At 59.4% G+C, this 26,834-nt stretch carries 25 protein-coding genes and 3 tRNA genes; 20 read left to right on the forward strand and 8 right to left on the reverse strand.

The annotated features are described in order from the left end of the window. The first annotated feature begins 2 nt into the window (after nt 1–2). The 5 genes from dnaG (at nt 3) to FB466_RS13645 (ending at nt 4,342) form a co-directional block, all read left to right on the forward strand. A complete protein-coding gene (gene dnaG / locus FB466_RS10785) occupies nt 3–1,883 on the forward strand; it encodes a DNA primase (protein WP_141918413.1) in 1,881 nt (626 codons plus the stop codon). Between the two features lie 121 nt (nt 1,884–2,004). Beyond that, a complete protein-coding gene (locus FB466_RS10790; RefSeq protein ID WP_141918414.1) occupies nt 2,005–2,850 on the forward strand; it encodes an ABC transporter ATP-binding protein in 846 nt (281 codons plus the stop codon). A 75-nt stretch (nt 2,851–2,925) separates the two neighbouring features. Further along, a tRNA-Asn gene (locus FB466_RS10795) sits at nt 2,926–2,998 on the forward strand. A gap of 223 nt (nt 2,999–3,221) precedes the next feature. Then, the gene (locus FB466_RS10800) at nt 3,222–3,680 is read left to right on the forward strand and encodes an OsmC family protein (protein ID WP_141918415.1); all 459 of its coding nucleotides are present in this window, start codon (nt 3,222–3,224) and stop codon (nt 3,678–3,680) included. Beyond that, nucleotides 3,677–4,342: a hypothetical protein gene (locus FB466_RS13645; RefSeq protein ID WP_211344812.1), complete on the forward strand. Its 666-nt coding sequence runs from the start codon at nt 3,677–3,679 to the stop codon at nt 4,340–4,342. The genes FB466_RS10800 and FB466_RS13645 overlap by 4 nt, the downstream gene beginning before the upstream one ends. On the opposite strand, the gene FB466_RS10810 is transcribed toward FB466_RS13645, so the two are convergent. After that, nucleotides 4,241–4,780, reverse strand: a complete 540-nt coding sequence (locus FB466_RS10810; protein ID WP_141918416.1) for a helix-turn-helix domain-containing protein — start codon at nt 4,778–4,780, stop codon at nt 4,241–4,243. The two genes, FB466_RS13645 and FB466_RS10810, sit on opposite strands and share 102 nt — an antisense overlap. Before the next feature lie 390 nt (nt 4,781–5,170). Between FB466_RS10810 and FB466_RS10815 the strand changes: the two genes are divergently transcribed. The 3 genes from FB466_RS10815 to FB466_RS10825 all read left to right on the forward strand — a co-directional run bounded on the left by FB466_RS10815 (nt 5,171) and on the right by FB466_RS10825 (nt 10,492). Beyond that, the gene (locus FB466_RS10815; protein WP_246054634.1) at nt 5,171–6,457 is read left to right on the forward strand and encodes a sodium:proton exchanger; all 1,287 of its coding nucleotides are present in this window, start codon (nt 5,171–5,173) and stop codon (nt 6,455–6,457) included. Nucleotides 6,458–6,590: 133 nt separating this feature from the next. After that, complete coding sequence (locus tag FB466_RS10820) at nt 6,591–9,245, forward strand: LuxR C-terminal-related transcriptional regulator (protein ID WP_141918417.1); 2,655 nt, start codon at nt 6,591–6,593, stop codon at nt 9,243–9,245. Nucleotides 9,246–9,781: 536 nt separating this feature from the next. Then, a complete protein-coding gene (locus tag FB466_RS10825; protein ID WP_141918418.1) occupies nt 9,782–10,492 on the forward strand; it encodes a DedA family protein in 711 nt (236 codons plus the stop codon). Nucleotides 10,493–10,781: 289 nt separating this feature from the next. Here FB466_RS10825 and FB466_RS10835 read toward each other — a convergent pair whose 3' ends face one another. Genes FB466_RS10835 through FB466_RS10845 form a run of 3 tightly spaced genes read right to left on the reverse strand, consistent with a single transcriptional unit; the run spans nt 10,782 to nt 12,902 of the window. Beyond that, a complete protein-coding gene (locus tag FB466_RS10835) occupies nt 10,782–11,096 on the reverse strand; it encodes a hypothetical protein (RefSeq protein WP_141918419.1) in 315 nt (104 codons plus the stop codon). 26 nt (nt 11,097–11,122) lie between these two features. Beyond that, nucleotides 11,123–11,530 carry an RNA-binding S4 domain-containing protein gene (locus FB466_RS10840; RefSeq protein ID WP_141918420.1) on the reverse strand — a complete coding sequence of 136 codons (408 nt, stop codon included), beginning with the start codon at nt 11,528–11,530 and terminating at the stop codon, nt 11,123–11,125. A gap of 40 nt (nt 11,531–11,570) precedes the next feature. Beyond that, complete coding sequence (locus tag FB466_RS10845; RefSeq protein WP_141918421.1) at nt 11,571–12,902, reverse strand: GNAT family N-acetyltransferase; 1,332 nt, start codon at nt 12,900–12,902, stop codon at nt 11,571–11,573. A 155-nt stretch (nt 12,903–13,057) separates the two neighbouring features. Here FB466_RS10845 and FB466_RS10850 point away from each other — a divergent pair, with 155 nt between their 5' ends. The 6 genes from FB466_RS10850 (at nt 13,058) to FB466_RS10875 (ending at nt 17,379) form a co-directional block, all read left to right on the forward strand. Continuing rightward, on the forward strand, nt 13,058–13,897 hold the full coding sequence (locus FB466_RS10850; RefSeq protein WP_141918422.1) for an ABC transporter ATP-binding protein: 840 nt from the start codon (nt 13,058–13,060) through the stop codon (nt 13,895–13,897). Further along, complete coding sequence (locus tag FB466_RS10855; RefSeq protein ID WP_141918423.1) at nt 13,878–14,519, forward strand: ABC transporter permease; 642 nt, start codon at nt 13,878–13,880, stop codon at nt 14,517–14,519. Before FB466_RS10850 ends, FB466_RS10855 begins: the two co-directional genes overlap by 20 nt. Beyond that, nucleotides 14,516–15,214, forward strand: a complete 699-nt coding sequence (locus FB466_RS10860; RefSeq protein ID WP_141918424.1) for an ABC transporter permease — start codon at nt 14,516–14,518, stop codon at nt 15,212–15,214. Before FB466_RS10855 ends, FB466_RS10860 begins: the two co-directional genes overlap by 4 nt. An 85-nt stretch (nt 15,215–15,299) precedes the next feature. Beyond that, nucleotides 15,300–16,208: an ABC transporter substrate-binding protein gene (locus FB466_RS10865; RefSeq protein WP_342777457.1), complete on the forward strand. Its 909-nt coding sequence runs from the start codon at nt 15,300–15,302 to the stop codon at nt 16,206–16,208. Nucleotides 16,209–16,339: 131 nt separating this feature from the next. Beyond that, nucleotides 16,340–17,068 (forward strand): AzlC family ABC transporter permease, encoded by a 729-nt coding sequence (locus FB466_RS10870; RefSeq protein WP_246054635.1) that lies wholly within the window; start codon nt 16,340–16,342, stop codon nt 17,066–17,068. Beyond that, the gene (locus tag FB466_RS10875; RefSeq protein WP_141918426.1) at nt 17,065–17,379 is read left to right on the forward strand and encodes an AzlD domain-containing protein; all 315 of its coding nucleotides are present in this window, start codon (nt 17,065–17,067) and stop codon (nt 17,377–17,379) included. The genes FB466_RS10870 and FB466_RS10875 overlap by 4 nt, the downstream gene beginning before the upstream one ends. Nucleotides 17,380–17,469: 90 nt before the next feature. Here the strand turns inward: FB466_RS10875 and FB466_RS10880 are convergent, their stop codons facing one another. Further along, entirely contained in the window at nt 17,470–17,958 is a 489-nt protein-coding gene (locus tag FB466_RS10880) for a Dps family protein (RefSeq protein ID WP_141918427.1), read from the reverse strand. A gap of 152 nt (nt 17,959–18,110) precedes the next feature. Here FB466_RS10880 and FB466_RS10885 point away from each other — a divergent pair, with 152 nt between their 5' ends. After that, a complete protein-coding gene (locus FB466_RS10885; protein ID WP_211344813.1) occupies nt 18,111–18,677 on the forward strand; it encodes a gamma carbonic anhydrase family protein in 567 nt (188 codons plus the stop codon). 394 nt (nt 18,678–19,071) lie between these two features. Here the strand turns inward: FB466_RS10885 and FB466_RS10890 are convergent. Continuing rightward, nucleotides 19,072–19,145, reverse strand: a tRNA-Gly gene (locus FB466_RS10890). A gap of 243 nt (nt 19,146–19,388) precedes the next feature. Between FB466_RS10890 and FB466_RS10895 the strand changes: the two genes are divergently transcribed. From FB466_RS10895 to clpX, 5 genes are all read left to right on the forward strand, one after another. Then, nucleotides 19,389–19,462: transfer RNA gene (locus tag FB466_RS10895), tRNA-Pro, on the forward strand. Between the two features lie 60 nt (nt 19,463–19,522). Next, nucleotides 19,523–20,929 (forward strand): trigger factor, encoded by a 1,407-nt coding sequence (gene tig, locus FB466_RS10900; RefSeq protein WP_170206109.1) that lies wholly within the window; start codon nt 19,523–19,525, stop codon nt 20,927–20,929. Between the two features lie 182 nt (nt 20,930–21,111). Beyond that, nucleotides 21,112–21,705 carry an ATP-dependent Clp protease proteolytic subunit gene (locus FB466_RS10905; RefSeq protein WP_141918429.1) on the forward strand — a complete coding sequence of 198 codons (594 nt, stop codon included), beginning with the start codon at nt 21,112–21,114 and terminating at the stop codon, nt 21,703–21,705. Nucleotides 21,706–21,732: 27 nt separating this feature from the next. Then, nucleotides 21,733–22,404 (forward strand): ATP-dependent Clp protease proteolytic subunit, encoded by a 672-nt coding sequence (locus FB466_RS10910; protein ID WP_141918430.1) that lies wholly within the window; start codon nt 21,733–21,735, stop codon nt 22,402–22,404. A 177-nt stretch (nt 22,405–22,581) separates the two neighbouring features. Next, nucleotides 22,582–23,859 carry an ATP-dependent Clp protease ATP-binding subunit ClpX gene (gene clpX, locus FB466_RS10915; RefSeq protein ID WP_141918431.1) on the forward strand — a complete coding sequence of 426 codons (1,278 nt, stop codon included), beginning with the start codon at nt 22,582–22,584 and terminating at the stop codon, nt 23,857–23,859. 82 nt (nt 23,860–23,941) lie between these two features. Here the strand turns inward: clpX and FB466_RS10920 are convergent, their stop codons facing one another. After that, the gene (locus tag FB466_RS10920) at nt 23,942–24,226 is read right to left on the reverse strand and encodes a hypothetical protein (protein WP_141918432.1); all 285 of its coding nucleotides are present in this window, start codon (nt 24,224–24,226) and stop codon (nt 23,942–23,944) included. Between the two features lie 14 nt (nt 24,227–24,240). Further along, nucleotides 24,241–26,820 (reverse strand): valine--tRNA ligase, encoded by a 2,580-nt coding sequence (valS, locus tag FB466_RS10925; RefSeq protein WP_141918433.1) that lies wholly within the window; start codon nt 26,818–26,820, stop codon nt 24,241–24,243. Nucleotides 26,821–26,834 lie beyond the last annotated feature (14 nt).

The following is a 26,834-nucleotide window of genomic DNA, read 5'->3' on the forward strand; positions in this document are numbered from 1 at the left end:
GCATGGCTGGACTAATCCGACAGAGTGACATCGAAGAGGTGAAGTCTCGGATCAATCTGGCTGACATTGTGAGCGACCATGTGGCCCTCAAACCGGCCGGTGTAGGGTCGCTGAAGGGGCTGTGTCCCTTCCACGATGAGCGCAGTCCAAGCTTTCATGTGCGCCCGGCGCTCGGCTACTACCACTGTTTCGGCTGTGGCGAGAGTGGCGACGCGATCACCTTTCTTCAGCGTATGGACCATGTGACCTTCACGGAGGCCGTTGAGCGGCTCGCCGGTAGCGTTGGGTACCAGTTGCACTATGAGGAGGGTTCCGAGGCGGGCGATGGAATTAACCGCGCCCGTCTACTGCGGGCAAACCAGGCGGCGGCCGAGTTTTTTGCGGAGCAATTGGGGCTACCCGAGGCGGCCATCGGTCGAGCGTTCCTAGGAGAGCGCGGTTTTGATGCCGCATCTGCCCAACTATTTGGCGTGGGTTTTGCCCCGAAAAGTTGGGATGCGCTGCTCAAATACCTGCGGTCGCGGGGGTTTACCGAGCAGGAGATCGTAGGGGCCGGTCTTGTCTCGCAGGGAGACCGGGGTGTGTACGACCGGTTTCGCGGCCGACTGATGTGGCCGATTCGTGACACGAGCGGCCAGGTGCTGGGCTTCGGTGCGCGCCGCCTGCTGGAGGATGATAAGGGTCCTAAATACCTGAATACTCCCGAGACTGCCGTGTATCGCAAATCTCAGGTGCTCTACGGCTTGGACCTGGCTAAGCGCGATATCTCGCGCAGCCACCGTGTGGTTGTTGTTGAGGGCTACACGGATGTTATGGCCTGCCACATGGCCGGTGTGACCACAGCCGTTGCCACCTGTGGTACGGCTTTTGGGGTTGAGCACATCAAAGTTATCCGGCGTATCATGGGCGACGATACGGGCCAGGGGGAGGTTATTTTCACGTTTGATCCGGATGCTGCTGGACAAAAGGCTGCCCTCCGTGCGTTCAGTGAGGAGAAGCGATTCAGCGCTCAGACATTTGTGGCGGTTGCGCCGGAAGGCCTTGATCCCTGCGACCTGCGTCTCGCGCACGGTAATGAGGCGGTTGTAGCGCTCATGGACCAGAAGAAGCCCATGTTCGAGTTTGCGATGCGGCAGGCGATCAACAGCTTCAACCTCGATACGGTTGAGGGGCGTGTGGGTGCTCTTCGGGCGGCCGCACCGATTGTGTCTGATATTCGTGACGTCTCACTCCGGCCCGGCTACACGCGGGAACTTGCCAGGATGCTCGGTGCCGATGCGCGCGAGGTTGAAGCTGCCGTACGTGCGGCTGGTCGGCAGTCGCGGCAGTCGGCGGCACCGCCCTCGGCGAGCAGGCCGGAAGGAGAACCGGGCGTGGGGGACCGTGATCTATCCGCCGGGTCGCGGGCCAGCATCACGACCCTTCCCCGCGACCCGGTGACACGCCTGGAGCGTGACGCGGTGATGGCGATGCTGCAGTATCCCACGCTAATTACGAGTGAGCTACTTGCCCAGGGTGTGCGGGTGAGTTTGGCTAATGCCTCTCTCGGAGTTGTGCGTGACGCGATTGCCGCACATCTACCGGCGGAGGAGTCATCGGCCTGGTTGGCCGACGTTATTAATGATGCTCCCGGCCCCTTTCAGGATCTCGTGCGTGAGTTGGCGGTCGCTCCCATCCCAGAACGTTCACAGGCGGGGCTGGGGCGTTATGTCAACGACGTGGTGACGAGCCTCATTGAGCGTGACATGCTCTCCTTCAAGGCCGAGTTGGTGGGACAACTCCAGCGTCTGGGTGATAGCACGGGTGAGCCCTACCGGCGGGTTCAGAGACAATTGGTTGAGTTAGAGGCGGCGCGGCGGCGACTGCGCGCAGCTCAGATGTAGCCTCGCGCACGCGTGCGAAATACTCGCGAAATGACCTGGGGTCAAGGGGGATGTTTGACATGGGCTAAAGTGAATGTGCCACCCGACCGGGTGCCAAGCATTCCCGGAGGTTAATAGATTTATGGTCGAGCGTCTTGCCCGCGAGAACGACGAGATTGTCGTCTCCGACCTCTCCATCTACTATCCGGCACACGGCGGAAGCGCTGAGCACCAGGCCGTTGAGGGCGTGAGCTTTTCGGTGCCGCGGGGGAGCGTGTACGGTCTTCTGGGCGAGAGCGGCTCGGGTAAATCAACTCTGGCGAGGGTCTTGGCTGCTCGGGCTGATGAGGGCAATAGTCGAGTGTCCCCGATCGTGAACAGCGGTGTTGCTACCGTTCTGGGTGAAGACGTGGTGAAGCTTTCCAAGAAAAAACGGAATCAGCTTACCGCAGACATCGGCTTTCTCAGTCAGTCCGCCGGGGCCACTCTACCTCCTGATCGCACGGTGGCCGATGTGATTTTGGAGCCCATCGTGGAACGCACCAAGAAATTTGACCGCAAAGCGGTCGGCTTGGTGATTGCCGAGATGATGGATCTGCTTGCGCTTCCTCTCACGATGCTCAACAATTATCCGCATGAACTCAGCAAAGGTCAGCGACAGCGTATTGCGGTGATGCGCGCAATGGTGATGCAGCCGAAGATTTTGGTGGCCGATGAGCCGACCCTTGGGGTCGATGTGGCTAATCGCCCGCGAATTATTAACCTTTTGGCGCACTTCCGCGAAAAAAACGAGATGACACTGCTCCTGGTGAGTCATGACATCGCCGTCCTTGAACATCTAGTCGAAGAACTCATTGTTCTGCAGGAGGGTTCGCTTGTGGGTCGGGGAACCATTGAGGACGTGTTTTCCGCAGCAGATCACGGGTATGTTCGTCGTTTAGCGGACGCACTCAGGGCAACCGCCTACGACGAATTGTCAACAGATTAGCAAAGTGGTCAACGAATGCTAAAACGTTTGCTAGAGTAGTATCTTGTTGCCGGTGAGAATCTCACCGAACAGCATTCCCTGATAGCTCAATTGGCAGAGCAGCCGGCTGTTAACCGGCAGGTTGTTGGTTCGAGTCCAACTCAGGGAGCGAAGGCCTGGAGGCTCCACCCTCCGGGCCTTTTTGCGTTAACGATGTTGCCAATAAGCCCGATTATCCGACCGGGTGCTGGTAGCTGGCTTCGTGGCGGCTTATTCTTGTCGCGGATGTCACGTGACCTGCACCCGGATTAGATCTTGCGGGTCGGGATCAGTCTGCCCCGCACGCTCACGTTTCGGTGAATCCCGAAACGTTCCGCCCGTAGCGTGGTGTTATGACAAGACACACATACTCTGCATCGCTGACCTGGGAGGGCTCAACCGGGCTGGGCATCCGCGCTTACTCCCGAGCCCACAGGGCCACCGCCGAACCCGCTGAGACAACACTTATGCTCAGTGCTGACCCCGCGTTCCGGGGAGACCCCACCCGTCTCAACCCGGAGCAGCTTGTTGTGGCCGCTGCTAGCTCCTGTCAGCTGCTGTCCTTTCTCGCCGTTGCTGCGCAGCACAAAATTGATGTATTGAGTTATACCGATACCGGAGAGGGGTTTATGGATGATTCGGTACTGCCAGCCCGTATTTCGAGCATCCTCCTCCGCCCCGTTCTACGCGTCACCCCTGGGACAGACCGTGACGAGGTCATCCGGTTGGTGCACCTTGCCCATCGCGGGTGCTACATTGCTAACTCGTTAAACAGTGATATTGAGCTCGATGTTACGGTTCTCGACGCATGAGCGCTCGTGAGTCATTCCGTGACATCGAGGTTATTCTGCGGCACTCACCCGGATCGCTTGCGGAGCTGGGGCGGACGCTGGGTGCGGCCGGAGTGAGCCTGGAGGGCGGGGGCGTGTTTTCTCGCGATGGTCAGGCTATTGCCCACTTTCTTGTGGATGATGCCGAACGGGGTCGAGCCGCTCTTGTCGCACAGGGGATAGGCCCGGTGAGGGTTCATGACGTGGTGACGCTTCGACTCGACCAGGAGGTCCCTGGGCAGCTCGGAACCTTCGCACTCAGGCTTGCGGACGCGGGCATCAATATTCTGGTGCAGTACAGTGACCACGATCACCGTCTGATCGTTGTCGTTGCCCCGGAACAGTACGCACAGTGCCGACAGATTGCTGCCAACTGGGATGCTGAGCGCGAAGCCCGTTATTCGTCGAGAGGGCGAGCGCTCGCGGAGCCCACGCTCGGTGGCGGTGCTGGCACGCGTGTGCTGTGTGAGGCTCCTGAGGCGGGTGGAACAATTATTGATTCACCTGGTTATCACGGCATCCCTAGGATCGGGCGCGAGGTATCACTTCTCGTCGCCGCCGGGGTCAGGCAAGAATACTGTTGTCAAGGTACGCCGCTCACGGTCCGGGCCGGGACCCTGGGGGAGCAGGCGCTCAATACTTGACTTGAGGGTCATGGTGAGTTCCTGAAACTGTTCGGCGGTGGCGTAGAAGGCCACCTGTGAGAACCCGACGCCATCGGCAAGAATATTGGCCTCCGGCCGGTGGACGTAACGGTCAAAGTCGGCAATTATTCCGGAGAGAAACATGGTGAACGCGCCGAGCAGGTCGTCGGGAGACATCGTGCTGAGGTGAGCTGCGGTGAGCTTTACGCTCTCGGGGGCTAACTCGTAGGTCTTCTCGGTGGTGCCGCGCACCGCACGCTCCCGAACAACGTGGAGGATATCGTTCTTGAGAAGCTCGCTGATGTGTCGGTACAGGCTCGATAACGGCACGCCGTCCAGGCGGGAATGTACCTGGTCGGTGGTAAGTTCGCCCCCGGCTAAGAACTCTTGAACGATACGAAATCGGATGGGGTGCAGGAGAAGCTCATAACCGGCCATGAATAAATGATACTGGTCTTGAGAATGATAATAATACCGTTGCGCTTTTCTGTCGTCTCTGCCGCTGTGGCCGTTAACCCCAACACTGCTAATCGGGTTGCGGAATCAGGATGTTCGTGCACCCAAAATCCTGAGAGTTTTGTGCTGCGAAGGGGTGTGGCGTGATCGGTCTGCCACAATTACTCCTATCGAAGGGGAGTAGTTCCCACTGATGTCTGTGTGCGCACAGGCGGCGGCGATGTCGACATACTGGCCGGTCTCGGTGACCGGCCCGGCATCCCACCCCGGTTCTCCGGGGCGAGCGAGACCTTCGGTCAATAGCGCTTTTGACCGAAGCTTTTTCCACCCCTGCGGTGTGCGACGGTCAAACCTGTCGAAAGGCCGTTCCCCGTGTCAGCACCCTCCACGAATTCTCTCCGTCGTCTGGTTATCCCACTGGGCGTTGTTGTTCTGATTGCTCTTCCCGGAATTATTCTGCGCCTTTTGGGTGCCGATATTTCCCCGCTGCTCGGGATGCTGGCCTTTGGTGCGGCCATTGTCGCCGCCGCGTTTGCCCTGGCCTGGGCTGGTGAGGCGGCAGAGGTTGACATCTCCGGTGGCCTGACGGTGGGGCTCCTAGCGATTATCGCAATTCTGCCCGAGTACGCGGTTGACCTCTACTTCGCGTTCACGGCGGGGTCTGACCCTTCTCAGGCCGCCTATGCCGCTGCCAATATGACGGGATCTAACCGTCTCCTTCTGGGGTTTGGCTGGCCGGTTATTCTTCTCGTGTCGTACCTCGCGTATCGTGCCGCTCAAAAACGCAATGCTACGCTCGATATTGATATTGAGTCTCGGCCGTTTGCAATCCGCCTGCCGGGTGATGGCCGGGTTGAGTTGGGCCTCCTTCTGATCGCTTCGACGCTGACCCTCATCATTCCGCTCACTGGACAGATTCATGTCTTTCTGGGCGTGATTCTGCTCCTCATCTTTACGTATTACCTTTACCGGGTGTCGCAGGGGGAAACTGAGGAGCCCGATCTGGTTGGAGTAGCCCGTTCCATCGGGACCTTGGAAACACGGTCGCGCCGCGCCACTATCCTCCTCATATTTATCCTCTCGGCGGCGGTGATTCTACTCCTCGCAGAGTCCTTCGCGACGAGCCTGGTCGAGGGCGGTCAGGCGCTCGGAATCGACGATTTTTTGCTCGTTCAATGGCTTGCCCCGCTCGCCTCCGAGGCGCCCGAGTTCGTCATCGCCATCATCTTTGCGCTGCGCGGCAAATCGGCTATGGCCATCGGGATGTTACTGGCCAGTAAGGTCAACCAGTGGACGGCCCTCGTGGGCTCGCTCCCTATCGCCCACCTGGTGGGCGGCGGCGGCTGGGCTCTTCCCATGGATGCGAGGCAGGTGGAAGAGTTTGTCCTGACCGCGGCACAGACGGTTCTGGGCATCAGTATCCTGCTCACACTCCGTTTCTCGGGACGCTGGGCCGCAGGTCTGTTCGTGCTTTTTGCCGTAACATTTATCGTCACGGGACAGGAAGCACGCTACGCGGTATCCGCCCTTTACGCGGTGATTGCTCTGGTGTTGTGTGTACGTCACCGACGTCACCTATGGCCAACGGTGAGTGCCCCGTTCCGGTTTCCGGCGAGGAAGGTGACCGATCCTCCTGAGGGTGTCAATGTTCACCGCTAGGGGGTGACCCTCCTGACTGGTGCTTGCGTTTCTGTTGTCAGCCACCCTACGCTTAAGCAGCCTCCATCTCGTCGGGTAAACAATCATCGGTATCGTGCTGCGCGGGGAGGCGGCTGATGGGGGAGTACACGCGATGAACACACAAGCACTAGGGGTTTCCGTAACGGTCGAATCGTTACTGGCACGCAGCGAACTCGCTACGCTGTGGGTGTCCCGGCACCGGCTACTGGAAAGCCTGGATCGTCGTGCTCCACTGACGACCGTGTGCGGAGTTGTGGGGGCGGGTAAAACAACCGTGGTGCGACAGTGGGTTGATGCTCGTGAGTCAACAAACACCGAGGACGAATCACTCGTGTGGTGCACTCTGGACCAGAGCCACGGAACGAGATCGGGGTTCTGGGCCTTCCTTCTTGAGGAACTGAGCGGTGCCGGGGTTCCCGCCGCGGGGTCGATGCTGAACCGTGTGGAACGAGGCCAGATGCCCGATGACCTAATTGACGCGCTCGCGCAAGCCGTGAATGAGGGAGATCGGCTGCTGACCGTCATCCTCGACAACTTCCAATGGGCTGAGCAACCGGAAATCGTAGCCGATCTGGTTGCGCTGCTTTCCGCCTGCCACGGACTCTACCTCATCGTGACGACCATGGACGATCAGCTGGTTGCGGATGCGGCGCAGAATGCATCCATCGTGGTCTCTCGGATTACGGAAGATCAGCTCATTATGACCGTTGCTGAGATGCGTACGCTTCTGCAACGGGGCGGGGCGGGTGAAGCCGCTGACCAGATTGTGGAACAGCTCATTCGGGACACCTCTCCGCATCCCATGAGTGTTCTCTTCGCGATGGATCAATACCTGGCCTGGCCAGGGCCGGGGCCCTGGCCAGGTGTCGATTTTGACCGGTTGGCGATCATCACGCACCGGTTGGTCGCCGACTCAACCCCTCAGTTTTCCTCCTCCGATAACTTCCTCGGATTTGTGAACAGCCTATCCGTCGCACGCAGATTCACGGTCGATCTCGCCCGTCTGCTGTGTGGGGTCCAGGAGATCGGGCGTCACCTGGTGCGTCTTCGGGACAATAATATGGGCACATGGGAGACCAACAACGCACTTGGTGAGCTGGAGTTTGTGTGGCGCGACTACATCTGGACTCGACTGCAACGTGCAGCGGGTGTTCGCGAAGGCACGGAGTACATCCTGGGACAGCGTCGAATCGTCGCAGAATGGTATCTGAACCATCGTATGCCGCACCCGGCCCTCGTTCAGTACCTCACCATGAAAGACTTTGCCGCGGCTAGTTCGATCGCTCGTCGCTATTTTCGTGAACTTCTCACTCGGGCCAACCGGGAAACGGTCGATGCTCTTCTTGCGGTAGCTAATGATGACCTCAACCGATGGCCCTCCCTGCTCCTCCTCAACGGGTTCTACCGGGTAGCAGAGTCGGGGTTGACAGCCCAGGGGGAATCATTCATGCGCCGTTATCTCGTGGCTCTTGCCCATCAACACTCCTCAGACCCAGGAGAACGGCTCAGCGATTTGGCCGGACAGGCAACGGTCAATGCGCTTTTGGGACACAGCGACCTTGCTCGAGATTTCGCGCTGAGGGGCCGAGAAATTGCGCGAGACCTCGCAACGGTCGATGTCGATCAGGAAGAAATCTTAGCCTCGAACTCACTCAGCCTCGCCCATACGATGCTCCAGTTAGAGGCATTTGAGGAAGCCGAAGAAATGTTTGAATTGGCCTCTGCCCACGGAGATCCCCAGGGCATCGTGGTTCGTGATGCCCTGACCGGGCTGTTTGCGCTCTCTGAGCTCTTTGGTAACCCGGACATCCTCAGCGAGGAGGGACGAGCCAACGCGGCGGCAACGGTACCCGAACACAATGTCTCGCAGCAGATCACCAGTGCCCTGTATCACGTGGGTCGCGCCTGGGGCTATCTGGACAGCGGAGACGCCGACAGCGCACTCGTGGAAGCTACTGCGGGGGTGCAATCGCTCGCCCAGCCCCAACGCTGGGGTTTTGTGACCGGCACGCATATCTTTGCACTTATTTCGGCAGGCCAAGCAAACTACGCGGCCGATGTTTTCGAGGAGTATCGTCGCCGGAGAGCCGACTATTGGGGCGCTAACTACCTCGACTCGTTCTCGTCTTTTGTCGGTACGACGGTTAACCTCTGTTCCGGTCGTGTCGCCGAGGCAAAGTTCTACGTGGATCGGCTCGTACAGAACGACTCGCTCAGCGCGATGTCCCGTGCCCTGTACTCACTCGTGGTATCAGATCAGGACGCTGCCATCCGGGCGCTCGATATGGCGCTCAACCGCCCCATCTACACCCCGCGAATACAGGTTGCATTCTGGCTCATGCGTGCGACAGCCGCACTGCGAAGCGGGTCGCGTGATCTGGCGGTCGGATACCTCAGCAAAGCCATCCTCCCGGGATCGAAAGGACGCCTGCGGTTTATTTTTACGTGCATCTCACACGAAGACTTCGCCGATTTGCACGCTGTTGCCCGGGAGCGAGGCGGGGCTGCCCTCCGGGAATATATGAGCGAGCTGGCAACAATGGCCCACTTTATGCCCCAAGCGTTGCTGAACACCTCGCTCACGGAGCGGGAACTTCAGGTCTTGCGCATTTCGCAACATGTGGCAACCAACGCCGATATTGCGGATCAACTCTATGTGTCCGTTAACACGGTCAAGTCTCAGCTGCGAAGTGTCTACAAGAAGCTGGGCGTGAGCGACCGGGACGAGGCCCTCGCTCTCGCTTCGAAGCTGGGACTCTTCCGCTAGATGACGGTTCCTGCGTCCTTTCTGCGAGCGGGTGATATAGCCGGGTGAAAGTAGGGGTCATGACTTCCCCGGGGTATCCCAGTCGCGTAGCGTAGCTTTCAGTCACCGGGAAGGGACACCGCAGGGTGTGTCGGTGATCCTCGAGAGAGTGTCTCGGCGTACAACGTGGGGAAGGTCCTCCGGGGTAACACATATGATCGGTAGGGGGGATGTCGTGGGTAACACTGTCCACAGAGAACACCTTCCCGGCCCTGTTCAACCAAAAACTCTCCGGCTAGTGGTAGCCGGAGACAGCTCGCGGCAATGGCGCCGCTGAGCATCAGTAGCACAATCGTGTTACTGGCTCTTCGGAGCATATAGAACCCCGGCTCTATCGCTTAACCCCTAACAAGCGATACGGCCGGGGTTCCTTTATGACCTCTGAACCTCTCTCCGAATTTTTCCGCCTGGGGAGGGGCGTTCTCATACTCGGGTATGACGCATCCGAGGTGCTTGGCACCTACTGTGTGGGTATATCGCCGATGAAAGGACTGTAGATGGAGTTTGTCAACGACGTTGTCGCATCGTTTGTCGCCTCCCCGTGGCTACCTCTCGTGGTGCTGCTCCTCGTAGCCATAGACGGATTCTTTCCACCTGTTCCGAGCGAGTCGGTTGTCGTCGGGCTGGCGGCGCTCGCGGCCGCGAGCGGTTCGCCCAATATATGGTTAATAATGATCGCTGCGGCTGTGGGAGCTGTGCTGGGTGATCATGCCGCCTACACGCTGGGGCGACTCATCGGGGTCGATCGAATCGCCTGGATGCGCCGTCCACGTATCGCCGCAGCGGTGACCTGGGCTCAGCGGGGCCTTGAGCGCCGGGCGGCTACGCTTATCTTGACAGCTCGTTTCATCCCTGTTGGCCGGGTTGCCGTGAATATGACAGCGGGAGCTACCCGGTTTTCGCGCCGCCGGTTCCTCCTCCTCACTCTGATTGCGGCCGCATGCTGGTCGCTGTACTCAACGATGATTGGGCTTCTCGCAGGGGCCTGGCTGGGTAGTAACCCAATGCTCGGCGCGGTCTTGGCGATTGTCGGCGCTATCATCCTGGGTATTTTTCTTGACCTTACGATCGCTGCGCTCACCCGAGGTCGAGATGAGAGGCAGCCTATTGCTGCGGGCACCGGGCGGGCCACTGACACATCCAAACACACCATGGAACCAGAAGTCATGCCGGTTACCGATACCGGCCCGCAGACCCTTCGCCGCTAACTGGCTGCTGCCGGTACATTTGTGAAGATGACCGTGACCCTGCACTCACACACCGCGATTCGGATGACCCGTTTTCGGCTGGCCCTCACATCTTCGTGGCTGCGGTCCTGTTGGCAAGAACCCTCTGGATACCTTCCGGGAACACCTGTTCGGAGCTGAGAGGTTTACTCTGTCTCAGGGGGAGTCCCGTGGCCTGATCCAGGTGATGGAGTAACGGCATTTGGTAGCGGCTCAAGACCCGGTCCACTGGTGAGCGAGGGGTACCGAGGTGGTAACTCAGGAACTACAGCTAGCCGCCCAGGTGGCTCAGAAAATAAATGATCTCCGATATGAGGAGCAGAGCCCAGGGGAGCCCCTGAACGATGACGACCAGGCCCCCCAAGGCGCACCCGAGCACCGAGGGGGCAACGCCTCGAAGCGATGGCGTGGTCTGAAGTTCTCGTCGTGACAGCACCCCCAGAATGATGGCCACAGCTCCGACTACAAGTCCCCAGGGCTCCAGGGCGAAGAGCGCAGCGGCACCGACTCCCACGACCAATGCCATGATGGCCATGATGGAGTACCGGGGTTGGTCCGTGGCGGCGGTAGGTGTGGGGGAGGTCATATTAATCCTTATCTGTTATCGCTCGTTTACGTATTGTCCGTGGTGAAAAGACCGTCGTCGGTATCGCGGCCTCGGAGTTTTTCGAGGTCGCGACGCTCACGTTTGGTCGGGCGACCCGCGCCACGGTCGCGGCGGGGCAGCCCGGGAACGTTTTCAGCGGTGAGCGGTGCCGGAGTGTGATCGAGGTAGCAGGTCGCGGCGACCTCGGCCCCCACCCGCTTGGTGATGAGCCGGGTGACCTCCAGGATACGGTCAAACCCGTTAGCCCGAATCCGTACGGTGTCACCCACGCGCACGGTATGCGCGGCCTTTACCCGGACATCGCCCACTCGCACGTGTCCGGCGCGGCAGGCGGAGGTAGCTTGGGAGCGAGTTTTTGTGGCGCGTACGGCCCACAGCCAGCTGTCAACGCGTACGGTGCTGGAGGAATCCATATATCGACTCTAGGGCAGTCGGTCGTTCTTTCGGGCGCGACTAAAACCAACTCCCGGTTCGCGGCGTCACCGTTGAGTGAAAGCTGCGTTCCAGCCGTGCCGCCGCGTGGGGTGTGTGCTCCCACAGCCGCCCGGCCGAGGCGAGGGTTTCGGCGTTGACACCGCCCAGATAGAGCGACCCCAGGTCGGCGATCGTGAGAGTGAGATGCGCGGCCCCGTGGGGGACAGCACCCGTGTGGGCACATGTGGTTGCTGATCCGTCCTCTGCGATGGTCAGAAGCACATTACCGTTTGCGAGGCCAAGCGTGTCGGTGATAGTGAGGAGGAACTCATCCGGGTGGCTGTAGCGGCGTGCGGTAAGCGTCGCGGGGACATCAATAATACGTAGCCACAGATGGTCGCGCTCGCCGACCTTGTGGGCGGCGCGCCCGTCGCGCAGTTGCCAGGGAAGAGGCTCGTCCACCGCCCGCAGGGGGGCGTTGATGGTGCAGACCAGGTCAATTTCGATCAGGAACTGCCAGAGGGCTGCGTAGGCGTCGTCGGTTGCGGACACAAGGAATTTCAACGTTAGGGTGCCGTTCGCCATGACCTGTTCATCCGCCGTCACTGTGTAAAAAGCGATACCCTGGGCAACACCATCCTCATCGTCATAGCGCACCGCCCGAACCGTGCTGTTGGCAGCTTCATCGGTCGAAGCGGAGTTGAGCCCGAGGAGAACCTTCCACCAGTAGGGGCTGAGCTCAACTTCGCCGGGAGTGGCTGCCCGTGCTCTCTCATACACTTCTGGACCGGAACGTAGGGCAGACTCTGCCGTGATGAACTGCACCCGACCGGCCGGGCGCGAGCCAACCCAGTTCGCCCCGGCGGTGGCGATCTCCCACCGCGCTGCCCAGGCAGCGGGGCCAAAGCCGTATCGACCGTAGATGGTCGCCTCAGTAACGGTAAGCATTGCGATTGAGCATCCGGCTTCCCTGGCGGTTAGGAGTTCAGATGTCAGGAGAGTGCGGGCGATGCCGCGACGTCGATGGGTCGGTGCGACGGTGACCGAGCTGATTGCCCAGGCAGTAACGGGGGTGGCTCCGGGAACGCTCAGAGCCATTGGCCACGAACGCGCCGTGGCGATGGGCAGCCCGGCTCGCTCAGCCGAGTCGTCCCAGACGCCGGTTACCCGGTGTGGTGCGCACGCTTCGAGTAGCTCAGTTACTTTCGCTGGAGAATGCTCTGCTTCGTGGAAGCCTTGTGCATCAGCCTGAAGCCAGGCGGCACGGCCGAGGGTGTCTTCCTTGGGGATGAGACTGAGGCGGAGTCCGGAGGTTGCGAGGTTGTCCACGGCGGCAGCGCTGTGGGGGATGCGGGCAAAATCGATGCTCATTTACTCAGCATACGGAGCAAATCGTCCTGATACCAGGGTTCTGACGTGACCGGGGAGCGCCATGCCCTGTTCCCTGTGAGCGTATTTACTGGCCAGGAAGTGGTGGTCACATGAGAGTATTGATGATCGGTGAATGATCAAAGGAGCCACCTCGCATGATCACGTTTGACTCCGTTACTAAGTCTTTCACGGATGGTACTACCGCCGTAGAAAGCCTGAGCTTAGAGATCTCCTCCCGCACCACTACCGTCATTGTGGGGTCATCGGGCTGTGGTAAAACCACCATTTTACGGATGATCAACCGCATGGTGGATGCCACAAGTGGCACTATCCGTATTGACGACGAGGACATCTCTACCCTGAATCCCGTGGCTTTGCGTCGCCGGATCGGCTATGTTATGCAAAACTCGGGGCTGCTGCCGCACCGAACGGTGCTTGACAACGTTGCGACGGTTCCGCTTCTGAACGGCGACACCAAGAAAGTAGCCCGGCAGCGCGCACGCGAGTTGCTTGATACGGTGGGGCTGGATCAGGCGCTAGCCCTCCGCTATCCAAGCCAACTCTCTGGCGGGCAGCAGCAGCGGGTGGGTGTGGCTCGGGGGTTGGCCGCCAACCCAAATATTCTCTTGATGGATGAACCGTTTGGGGCTGTCGATCCCCTCGTGCGTACCGAGTTGCAGAATGAGCTTCAGCGCATCCAGCGTGATCTGGCCAAGACCATTGTGTTTGTGACACACGATATCGAGGAAGCCTTCCAACTGGGTGATCAGGTGGTGATCCTGAGGGAGGGTGGCCACATCGCCCAGAGCGGAAGCCCCGCCGACATTATGAGTGCGCCCGCCGATGACTTTGTCGCGAGTTTTATCGGAGCCGATCGAGCCAAGCGCACCCTGCATACGAGGGTCCTCAATGGACGCACGGTTGTGCTTGATGAGCACGGCACTCCAGCTGGCCTGTTGAAGGAGGTGCCGTCCGGTGGAATGGATCTTCGCTAACGCCGAGAACATTTGGCGGCTCACCCGTGATCATTTTGCGCTCAGCCTCCCCCCGATTGTGCTGGGGCTCGTGTTCTCGTTACCCCTCGGCTGGCTCGCTCACCGATACCGTTGGTCGCGCGGGGCGCTGTTGACAGTCAGCGGGCTACTCTATACGATCCCTTCGCTGCCCCTTTTCGTTATCCTCCCGGTCCTGATCGGCACCAAGATTCTTGACCCGATCAACGTCGTGATTGCGCTCACCCTGTACGCGGTTGCCTTACTTCTGCGCACAGTGACAGAGGCATTTGATTCCGTGTCCCCTGAGGTGCGGCAATCTTCGCTGGCCGTCGGATTCTCGCCATTGCAACGGGTCACTCGTGTGGAGTTGCCCCTCGCCCTCCCGATTGTGGTTGCGGGTTTGCGTGTGGTTTCGGCCAGCACCGTGAGTCTCGTGAGCGTTGGATCGTTGATCGGGGTCTCAAGCCTCGGTGACCTCTTTACGAGCGGGTTTCAGCGCGATTTTCCCACTGAGATCATGGTGGGCATCGGAGGCACGATCCTCATCGCTGGCCTCCTTGATCTGCTCATCGTCCTGGGCGGTCGCTGGTGTACTCCCTGGATGCGGCCGGCTCGCTCATGAACTATCTCTGGGACTCTATCCTCTGGATCTTCACCCCGGCACACCTGAGCGGACCCACCGGTGTCTGGGCTCGCCTGGGGGAGCATCTTTTCTATTCGGGTCTCAGCGTGCTGTGTGCGGCTGTCATTGCGACCCCGCTCGGCCTTTTTATCGGCCACACGGGCAGAGGTCGGGCGCTTGTCATCTGGCTCACCGGGGCGCTTCGTGCTCTTCCTACCCTGGGCTTGGTGACCCTCCTGGCTTTGCTTTTGGGCCTGGGCCTACTCGCGCCTCTCCTCGCCCTCACCGTGTTAGCGATTCCGCCGCTCCTCGCCGGTGCCTATGCGGGGGTGGAGTCGGTAGACCCTGCTGCGAGCGGGGCCGCACGCGCCGTCGGGATGACAGAGTGGCAGATTCTCACCAGGGTTGAGGTCCCACTTGCCTTACCCCTGTTGGTGGGTGGATTCCGATCAGCATTTCTCCAGGTGGTGGCCACCGCAACCGTTGCTGCTTTTGTGCCGCTCGGCGGCCTAGGACGTTTTATCTTTGATGGATTACCGGTGCGGGACTATCCACAAATGCTTGCCGGTGCAATCCTAGTGATTGTGTTGGCTCTCGTGAGTGACGCCGTTTTTGCCCTGATCCAGCGGATTGTGACCCCCCGCGGTGTTAGAGTCGCTCGATCAGGGCAGGATCACGCCGAAATCCTCCGTTAATTTACGTACCCCCACCTACCCGAGAAAAGGAATACTCATGTTTGTATCATCATCACCAGTGGGGCGATTTCGATTCCCTGCCGCCGTGGCTCTGACCGCAGGAGTCCTTCTATCTGTGAGCGCATGCGGGTCGATCGATCCACTCGCGTCAGGCGGCTCGTCTGACGCTCCCTCCGACACGATCGTGGTGGGTTCGGCCGGTTTTGCCGAATCCGAGATCATCGCCGAGATCTACGCGCAGGCCCTTGAAGCTCAGGGCGTTACGGTGTCAAAGCAGCTGAACATTGGTCAACGGGATGTCTATTTAGCCGCTCTTCAGGATGGCTCAATCGACCTGATCCCCGAGTACAGCGGTAACCTCTTGCAGTACTACGCCGCCGACAGCACAGCACGGTCAAGTGATGAGGTTTTTGACGCCCTCAGCTCCGCGCTGCCGGACGGATTTCGTGTGCTTGAGCGCGCCGCAGCCGAAGATAAGGACTCCTACAACGTCACGGCCGAGTTTGCTGAAAAGCACACTCTCAACACGCTGTCTGACCTGGCAAACCTTGACGAGACGTTTGTTGTGGCGGGAAACCCCGAGCTGGCCGAGCGTCCTTACGGTCCCCGAGGCTTGACCGATGTCTACGGGGTGAAGGCCAATCTGATGACCTTCTCGCCGATCAACGACAGCGGTGGGCCACTCACTGTTTCAGCGCTTATTGACGGTACTGTGCAGGTGGCCGACATCTTCAGCACGACGCCGGCAATCGCGGAAAATAAATTTGTAACCCTGGCTGATCCAAAAAACTTGATCCTGCCGCAGAACGTCTTGCCCCTCATCAATTCAGACAGCGCGTCAGATCTTGTGGTCAAGACTCTCAACAATGTGTCGGCACAGCTCACTACCGAGGACCTTATCGACCTGAACGCGCGCAACCAGGGCGATGAGAAGGCGGCGCCTGCCGCTCTTGCCCAGGACTGGCTGACGGAGAAGGGGCTTTTGTCGAGCTGATCGCATGCCGGGCCACGACTACAGTCGCTGGTTCCCGCATGCGTACGGATGCTCGGGTCTCATCCGCTATGGTTGATCGGTGCGTCGCAGAGATCTCGTACGCCGTTCCTCTCTCAAGGAGTCGTGATGCCGTGACCGCGGAGGCCCCCACCGCCGAGGACGTTTCTGCCCGCGCTCGCGTGGCCCGGATGGCCATTGCCGTTTCGCTCGCAACGGCCGCCTACGGAATCTCCTACGGCGCTCTCGCAGTTTCTGCAGGCCTCACGATCTGGCAGACCTCTCTCCTCAGCCTGCTGATGTTTACCGGAGGGTCCCAGTTTGCCCTCGTGGGCGTCATCGCCACGGGCGGGGTGGACGCCGCTGCAGGTGCAATTGGTAGTTCTGTCCTCCTGGGCACACGCAATGCCTTCTACGCCATCCAGTTGGGTCCCGTTTTGGGGCTGACAGGTTTTCGTCGGCTCTGGGCCGGATGGTTGACAATTGATGAGAGTTCGGCTGTGGCGCTATCACAAGACGCGCCGACCCTCCAGCGTCGTGGGTTCTGGCTGACCGGACTGGGGGTATTTGTGGGCTGGAATATCACGACTGTGATCGGAGCTTTGATTGGGAACTCACTCGGTGACACGCGTGTCTTCGGTCTGGATGCGGTTGCTGCCGCCGCGTTTCTGGGCTTACTCTGGCCACGCTTGAGGAACAGACAGGTTATCGCTGCGGCGGCGGCAGCAGCAGTTATCGCTGCGGCGCTCACCCCTGTACTGTCGCCGGGTCTCCCGGTGCTCGCCGCGGGCAGCGTTGCCCTCATCCTGGGTGCGGTCAACGTCCTGGACCCTACACGGCACACGGGGAGAGGTTCGGCGTGACTCTCTGGCATATCGTCTTGATCGCTTCAGCGCTCTGCCTGACGCTGAAGGTGGCTGGGTACTACGTTCCAGCGTCGGTTGTGGAGTCACCGGGTATCGCCCGGTCGGCCAATACACTCACGGTAGGGCTGCTTGCAGCGCTTGTCGCCGTGCAGACGTTGGCGGTGGGGCAGAACCTCACTCTTGATGCTCGGTTTCCGGCGCTGCTACTGGCTGGGACGCTCTACGCGCTGAGGGTTCCTTTTATTGTGGTGGTGATTGCAGCGGGTGCCCTGGCGGCAGGCGGGCGAGCTCTCCTCGGGTGGGCTTAGCCTCTTCCGTACCCGTGCGCTGCACACAGGGTGGTGCCGCGCACCACCCGAGGGGTGAGACGCGGCACCGGGTTGTGCCTGGAGCGATCGTTACTCGCTGATGTGGGAAAACAGGAACCAGCGGTCTTTGTCGAGTCCCTGCGCAATGGCGATGGCGATATCTTGGCTAACGAGGTCAATGTCGTCTAGTTCAGCAACGGCCGTGTTCGTGGCGGCGATGGCTGCGTCCATTTGCGCAATAAACTCACGGATAATGACGGGGGACTGCTGGAAGCCTTCGCTGAGGGTTCCAGTGGTGGTCTGAGCGGCCACCGTGGCGAGGCGGGCATCAACAGGGAGCCCCAGAGCAATGATGCGCTCGGCTGCCAGGTCAGCAAAACCTTGAGCGTTCGTCACGATAGTGTCAAGGAGCTCGTGAACACCCACAAAGTTTGCTCCGCGTACGTGCCAGTGTGCCTGCTTGCCGTTGATGGCGAGGGCCTGAAGATCAACGACGACGGGGCCGAGAAACTGGGCTACGCCGGCAGCAACATCGGGGTTAGTTACGGCGGAAGTTGTGGCGGGCTTGATTGTCGTCATGGTTTTGCTGTCCTTTTCGTCGATAGTTGTGTACAACGCTACCGGGCTGAGCATATTCTGCAAGCAAGTTGAGGCTCCTCCGAGCACGCCGCGGCTAAGTCCCCAGCCCCTAGGATGGGCTTACATACCTCATCGACGAGCGGAGATCCCCTGTGGCTGCTGACAGTGACGCCCGAATTATTGACCTGGGTGACGGAGCTTGCCCCCGCATCCACGACTCCGCTTGGGTAGCCCCTGGTGCTGTTGTTGTCGGCCGAGTCATCCTGGAAGCCGGGTCGAGTATCTGGTATAACGCCACTCTTCGGGCTGAGCGGGAGGACATCCGCATTGGCGCGGGGAGCAACGTGCAGGATGGCGTAGCGATGCACGTAGACTCGGGCTTTCCTCTCTCGATGGGTCGCAATGTCTCGGTGGGGCACAACGCGGTTGTGCACGGGGCCACGGTCGAGGACGGGGCCCTCATCGGAATGAATGCGACCGTTCTCAACGGCGCAGTGATCGGTGCGGGCTCACTCATCGCCGCCGGGGCACTCGTGCTGGCAGGTACGGTTGTGCCGCCCGGATCGCTTGTAGCCGGCGTCCCGGGCAAGGTGCGCCGAGAGCTCACCGCCGAGGAACGGGAAGGACTCCGGGAGAATGCCGCCGGGTACCTGGTGCATACCGAAGAACACCGGAACAGACCTGTTGCCCCATCGGCAGCAGGCTCCGGACTGGAGTAGTGATCGCCCGCGGTCAATAGGGATCGTTCGCGGCCGCTCGCGCCCAACGACGCTACTCAGGCTGCTTCGCGTATCCCTCTGCCTTGTCGTCGCGCGTCGGGGTGAAATGCACGACGACACAGGTGCGCGCGCTAACCGTTCCATCTGAAAATGAGCGATCCGATGATGCGCCCATTGACCAGTTCAGGCCGGTTGATAGGAGTCGTGTCATTGTGACACCGGCCCTTTGCCAGTTCTACATCGAACAAGCCTTCTCCAGAGGGGTAGATGTGGTGAGAGTGGCTCTCGCTCGGTACTACTCCCAATCCTCTCAGGACCAGGATTGGCGGCATCATATCGTTCGATTGTGGTCGCAGCGCAGAGGCACAGATAGTGACACATCAAGGGTTGTACGTGGAGGGGATGACGGGAATCGAACCCGCGTAATCAGTTTGGAAGACTGAGGCTTTACCATTAAGCTACATCCCCGCTTGCCGCGCTCAGTAAAACCGCAGCGAGACGAAAGTCTATGACAAAAGCACTCTCGGTGCAAAATCCGGGCTCTGGGGCCCTGTCACCGGGGACGAGCAATTACCAACTTTTCGGGCTTGGAGCAAGAAATGTCGTTTCTGTCCGTCTCGGCCCGTAAACTCCGTTAGACTTGCGAAGGCCATTCGGGCGAACCGATCTTAGTGTTGGATTTTCCGTGTGGGTCCGGATTGTATAGCGATCCGGGGCGTAGCTCAGCTTGGTAGAGCGCCCGCTTTGGGAGCGGGAGGTCGCAGGTTCGAATCCTGTCGCCCCGACACGAGTCTGTAGTCGCGTCGTTCAGGACGCGAATGTCATCAACCAAGGAAGAACATAAAGTGCCTACTACTACCGTTGAGAAGCTGAACCCCACCCGCGTCAAGCTGCTGGTGGCGGTTACCGGAGATGACCTTCAGCCCCACATCGCCAAGGCATACCAGACGATTTCTGAGCAGATCAGTATCCCCGGTTTTCGCAAGGGCAAGGTTCCTGCTGCCATTATTGACCAGCGCGTGGGTAAAGGTGCCGTCGTGGAGCAGGCGGTGAATGATTCACTTGATGAGTTCTACCGAATTGCCCTCGACGGTGCTGATGTTCGCCCCATGGGGCGTCCCTCGGCCGACGTTGTCGAGTGGCTGGATGTTAAAGATCTCTCGGGAACTCTGACGCTTTCCTTCGAGGTTGAGGTTCGCCCCGAGTTCACCATCCCCGAATACGCCGGACTCGAACTCACCGTTGACGACGCAGTGATTGACGAGGATGCCGTGCAGGCCGAACTTGACGAGTTGCGCTCACGCTTCGGCACTCTCGTCACGGTGGAGCGTCCCGCTACGACGGGCGATTTTGTTCAGCTTGACCTGGTCGCCAAGATCGGCGATGACGAGGTTGACTCCGCAACGGGTATTTCTTACGAGCTGGGTTCGGGTGAATTGATCGTTGGAATCGATGAGGCGGTTGATTCACTCACCGCGGGTGAGAGCACCACGTTCTCCTCTACCCTTCTGGGCGGGGAACACGAGGGGGAGGATGCTGAGATTACGGTATCCGTCACCGCAGTCAAAGAACGTGAGCTTCCGCCGGCTGATGACGACTTCGCGCAGATCGCCAGCGAGTTTGACACGATCGAAGAGCTCAAGAAGAGCCTGGAGGAGCAGGTGTCTCAGCAGTCTGTCTTCACGCAGGGTCGTCAGGCACGCGATGCTTTTGTTGACCTCCTGCTCGAGAAGGCAGATATCCCCGTTTCTGCCGAAATTGTTGAGGATGAGGTACACCGTCACCTGGAAGGCGAGAACAGGCTTGAGGATGACGATCACCGCGCTGAGGTGACTGAGTCCAGCCAGAAGGCGCTCCGCACCCAGCTGCTTCTTGACGCGATTGTGGAGCAAGAAAGCATCCAAGCCACCCAGAGTGAACTCACGCAGTACATCATCTCTTCGGCTTCCCAGTACGGTATGGAGCCCGGGCAGTTCATCCAGGCGCTTGAGCAGAACAATCAGATCCCCGTGATTGTTGGCGAGGTTGCCCGTAACAAAGCTCTCGCAATTGCTCTGGGCAAGGCTGTTGTGAAGGACGCCTCGGGCAACCTCATCGACCTGTCCGAGTTCACGGCCGTTGACCACAGCAACGAGGAGGGGGCCGAGACCGAAGAGATCGTCGAGGACGCACCTGCTGCCGAGGATATCGTTGCAGATGAGGCTGCCCCCGCGAAAGCTCAGAAGAAGGCAGCTGCGAGCAAGAAGAAGTAATCCGCTCCGGGCTATTTTTGAGTGCCACCCGTGTGGGGGTGCGTTTCGCGTCAGCGACTCGCACCCCCACACGTTTATGCGCAACCCGGGTGACACGGGGTTTGCCCTGAGCGAACTAGCCAGATTCGCGGCGTTGAACCCTATAGATTCTTCTCAAGCCCACAACCGAAATGGAGCCCTCTATGAGCGAAATAACACTGCCTAACAGTGTGTTCGAACGACTGCTGAAAGACCGCATTATCTGGCTCGGCTCCGAGGTGCGCGATGAAAACGCCAACGAGATTTGTGCCAAGATCCTATTGCTGGCAGCGGAAGACCCCAAGGCAGATATTTACCTGTACGTGAACTCGCCCGGTGGCTCGATCACGGCAGGCATGGCTATCTATGACACCATGCAGTTTGTGCCGAACGATATCGTGACGGTGGGTATCGGAATGGCTGCCTCAATGGGCCAATTCTTGCTCACTGCCGGGACCAAGGGCAAACGGTATATCACCCCGAACGCGCGCGTGCTTCTGCACCAGCCGCACGGTGGCTTTGGTGGAACAGCCAGCGACATTCAGACTCAGGCTCAGCTCATCGTCTCAATGAAAAACCGCCTGGCCGAGATTACAGCGTCGCAAACGGGGAAAAGTGTTGAACAGATCAACGAGGACGGTGACCGTGACCGCTGGTTTACTGCGCAGGAAGCCCTCGCCTACGGTTTTGTTGACTTCATCCGCGAGTCGGCTACCGATGTGGTTGGCGGCGGCGGAACCGTCCAGGACGAGAACTAAATGTCGCGAGAGATAAGGAACAAGCAGATGACTATCCCACAGGTTGGCGGCACGGCGTTCTCTGGTCTCCAGGCACCCGGTTCCCGCTATATTCTTCCCAGCTTCGAAGAGCGTACGGCTTACGGATACAAGCGTCAGGATCCGTATGCAAAGCTCTTCGAAGACCGCATCATTTTCCTCGGCGTGCAGGTGGATGACGCGTCTGCCGATGACGTCATGGCTCAGCTCCTCGTGCTTGAAAGCCAGGACCCGGACCGCGATATTGTGATGTACATTAACTCTCCCGGCGGCTCGTTCACCGCGATGACGGCCATCTACGACACGATGCAATACATCCGTCCGCAGATTCAGACGGTCTGCTTGGGCCAGGCAGCGTCGGCCGCCGCGGTTCTCCTGGCCGGTGGCCAGCCCGGGAAGCGGCTCGCGCTGCCGAACGCGCGCGTGCTGATCCATCAGCCCGCAGTTGGTGAGGCAGGTCACGGTCAGGCCTCCGATATCGAGATCCAGGCCGCCGAGATCCTCCGTATGCGTGAGTGGCTGGAGGCGACCCTGTCCGTGCACTCCAACCGCAGTGTTGAGCAGGTCAACAAAGACATTGACCGCGACAAGATCCTGAGCGCTCAGGAAGCCCTCGAATACGGGTTGATCGACCAGGTTCTGACGAGCCGTAAATCTGCGGCAACCGCAATAACCCAGTAGTGATCGTCACGTGTCAGGGTGTTGACGGAAAATTCCGTATCTGAGGGTACGAAACCTGTCAACATCCTGCTACGGCGGCGATTCTGCGGCCGGTGTCTGAGGTACCGAGTAGGCTCAATACACGCCGTTATTGGTGTGGCAGGTTTTTAGAGTAGTGAATCCAGGGGAGGCGTATTCATGGCACGGATAGGCGAGAGTGCTGACCTACTAAAATGCTCCTTCTGTGGCAAAAGTCAAAAGCAGGTTCAGCAGCTTATAGCGGGTCCAGGAGTCTACATTTGTGATGAGTGCGTTGACCTGTGTAACGAAATCATTGAGGAACGGTTAGCCGAAGAGGGTGAGCCACAGGGTGGTGATTTTGAGCTTCCTCGGCCCCGCGAGATTTTTGATTTCCTCGAAGAGTATGTGATTGGGCAGGAGCCAGCCAAACGATCACTTGCGGTCGCGGTGTACAACCACTACAAGCGAATACGAGCCCGCAACTCTCTCATGAGCGCGGATGCCCTGGGCGACGATGTTGAAATTGCTAAGTCGAATATTCTGTTGGTAGGCCCAACAGGGTGCGGCAAAACCTACCTGGCTCAGACGCTGGCGAAACGACTCAACGTTCCCTTCGCTGTGGCTGATGCCACCGCCCTCACGGAGGCAGGCTACGTGGGGGAGGACGTGGAGAATATCCTCCTTAAGCTGATTGCTGCTGCCGATTACGATATCAAGCGTGCCGAGACGGGCATCATCTACATTGATGAGATTGACAAGATTGCCCGGAAGGCCGAGAACCCTTCCATCACGCGTGATGTCTCCGGCGAGGGCGTGCAGCAGGCACTTCTTAAGATTTTAGAAGGAACTGTTGCCTCAGTTCCGCCGCAGGGTGGGCGTAAGCACCCCCACCAAGAATTTATCCAGATTGACACCACGAACGTACTCTTTATCGTGGCGGGGGCGTTTGCTGGGCTTGAGGAGATCATCTCTTCACGCGCCGGTAAAAAAGGTATCGGTTTTGGTGCTCCCCTTCACAGCAAAGGTGAGGATGTCAATCTGTTCAGTGAGGTCCTCCCTGAAGATCTGCATAAGTTTGGACTAATCCCCGAGTTTATCGGGCGACTTCCCGTCGTGACGACGGTGACTCAGCTTGATCAATCGGCACTGATGCAGATTCTCACCGAACCTAAGAACGCGCTGGTCCGCCAGTACGCGCGTATGTTTGAGATTGACGGTGTTGAGTTGGAGTTTGAGAAACCCGCCCTGGAGGCAATCGCCGACTTGGCTGTGCTGCGCAAGACTGGAGCCCGCGGATTGCGCGCCATCCTGGAGGATGTGCTCGGTCCGATTATGTTTGAGGTTCCTTCAACGGAGGATGTGCAGAAGGTCATCATTACGGAGCAGTGTGTGCTGGAGGGGGCCATGCCTACCCTGGTGATGAGCAAACCAGAACAATCGGAGAAGTCTGCATAGGCAGAGACCCCCATTATCTGAGTGAGGCCCCCGGCAGTTACTGACGGGGGCCCCTTTGTACCCGCTCAGAGGAGCACGAGGTTCATGGGATGAGCCAATCATCCTCGGGACACTCACCGACGAAATCATTTTGGTCGGTTATCGACTCGATACCGACGGAGCCGTCTGCCCGCTGTACAACACGCGTGCATTCGTCGAGCTCGCACACGGCGTGACCCTCCAGCCAGGTGAGCGTCCAGACGTAACCGGCCGCTTCCGTCGCGTTGTGTGCAGCGTCACGTTCCGCGACGGCAAGCGCAGAAACAACCGCCGCAGACAGGCGGCCCGGGGGAGTCTCCCCGAACCGCCACCGTGTTCCCAACTGCATAGGCCTTCCCTCAGCTACTCGGCGACCGGGACCAGTACGATATCCGTCACCGCAAACTCGCTACCCTCAATAAGGGTGAGTTCAGCGATACGGCCAACGGCCTTGAGGTCGTTGGCTGCGAGGGCGACGATCTCAAGTTGGTCGGCGGGAGCGCTGATCACAGCCCGTTCCACCTCGGTCTTCTGTGAGGCCTTTGCGTCGGTCTTGGCCCGGCGGATACCGATCAGAGCCGCGCTTGCCTGCACCAAGACATCCGTGTTGCCATCGGCGGACCCCAGGAGCTCGGACGTGGTTGGCCACGCTGCGAGGTGAACCGAAGTATCGTTGAACCACGACCAGGCTTCCTCTGTCGCAAACGGGATAAACGGGGCAAACAGGCGTAGGAGTGTGGCGAGAGCGGTGCGGAGAGCGGTAACAGCAGATCCCTGACCCGCACCATCCTCACTGTAGGCACGTTCCTTGACAAGTTCCAAGTAGTCGTCGCAGAAGGTCCAGAAGAAGGTCTCGGTCACCTCAAGTGCCCGGGCGTGATCGTAGGCGGCGAACGCGCGGGTAGCCTCCTCGACCACCTCGGACAGGGTGGCCAACATACTCAGATCGACGGCCTCGGTAGCCTCGTGAGCGTGGGAGGTATCAAACCCCAGGATGAACTTGGACGCGTTGAGAACTTTAATCGCTAGCCGTCGTCCAATCTTGATCTGGGTGGGGTTCTGGGGGTCGAAGGCCGCGTCAACCCCCAGCTTGGAACTGGCGGCCCAGTAGCGCACGGCATCGGAACCGTGTTGTTCAAGCATTCCAGCCGGGGTCACGACGTTGCCTTTTGACTTCGACATCTTCTTCCGGTCGGGGTCCAGGATCCAGCCGGACAGGCCAGCAGCCTTCCACGGTTGGGCATCATATTCAAGTACCGAGCGCAGCATCGTCGAGAACAGCCATGTGCGAATGATGTCTTGCCCCTGTGGGCGCAAGTCGAAGGGGAACACGAGGTCAAAGAGTTCGGGGTCGCGCTCCCATCCACCCGCGAGTTGGGGGGTGAGGGAGGAGGTGGCCCAGGTGTCCATGACATCGACTTCTCCAACGAACCCACCAGCAACACCACGCTGGTCTTCTCTGTAGCCCGGGGCAGCATCCGATGAGGGGTCAACAGGTAAGGACTCGGGTGAAGCGACGAGGGGGGTATCAAACAGTGGATGACCCTCGGCATCGAGCGGGTACCACACCGGAATCGGGACGCCGAAGAACCGCTGACGTGAGATCAGCCAATCGCCCGCAAGTCCGTTGACCCAGTTCTCGTAGCGCACCCGCATAAATTCCGGGTACCATTCGAGCTGGTTACCGAGTTCAACGAGGCGGTTCTTGAGCTTCTCGTCGCGCGCACCGTTGATGATGTACCACTGGCGGGTCGAGACGATTTCGAGGGGCTTATCACCCTTTTCGAAGAACTTCACTGGGTGGGTAATGGTGACCGCATCGCCCACCATCTCGCCCGAGGCCTGGAGTAACTCAACCATAACTTTCTTTGCCGAGAAGACGGTCTTACCGGCGATCTGCGCGAATGCGTTCCGGCCGACCTCGGTCATGATAGCTTCGGGGGCCTCCTGCACGATACGGCCGTCAAAACCCAGGATGGCACGGTTGGGTAGGTCGAGTTCACGCCACCAGATGACATCCGTTACATCGCCAAAGGTACAGATCATGGCAATGCCCGAGCCCTTGTCCTGCTGGGCGAGATGATGGGCGAGCACGGGCACCTCAACACCAAAGAGTGGCGTGGTAACGGTTGTGCCAAAAAGCGGCTTGTAGCGCTCGTCATCCGGGTGAGCGACGAGGGCCACACACGCGGCAAGCAATTCGGGCCGCGTCGTCTGGATAAAGATATCCTCACCATCCGGGCGGTGAAAAGCAAGTTTATGGTAGGCACCGGGCTGGTCGCGGTCCTCTAGCTCGGCCTGGGCCACAGCGGTGCGGAAGGTGACGTCCCACAGGGTGGGGGCCATGGCCTGGTACGCTTCTCCTCGCTCAAGGTTGCGAATGAAAGCCAGTTGGGACGCCCTGAGCGACTCGTGTCCAATCGTGCGGTAGGTCTGGTCCCAGTCCACAGAGAGGCCGAGTGTGCGCCACAGTGATTCAAACTGCTTCTCGTCCTCGATCGTGAGCCGTTCACACAACTGGATAAAGTTGCGTCGCGAGATCGGTACTTGATCGGAGGCCTTGCTGCTCTTATTATCCCCACCCTCGAACGGGGGAACAAAGCCGTCCACGTAGGGCAGGCTGGGGTCGCAGCGCACACCGTAATAGTTTTGTACCCGGCGCTCAGTCGGCAGGCCGTTATCATCCCATCCCATCGGGTAGAAGACCCGTTTGCCGTTCATGCGCTGGAATCGAGCTACGACATCCGTGTGGGTGTAGCTGAAGACGTGTCCGACGTGTAGTGAACCCGATGCGGTTGGTGGTGGCGTGTCGATGGAGTACACGCACTCGCGTGTTGCCCCCTCACGAGTAAACGAATAAGTTCCTGCGGCGTCCCACCGGGTTCCCCACGTGTCTTCGAGGCCCTCAAGGGCAGGTTTCTGGGGAACGCGTGCGTCGGTCATCTCAGCTCCAGTTG

It is taken from the genome of Klugiella xanthotipulae, assembly GCF_006716695.1.
GTDB classification, from domain to species: domain Bacteria; phylum Actinomycetota; class Actinomycetes; order Actinomycetales; family Microbacteriaceae; genus Klugiella; species Klugiella xanthotipulae.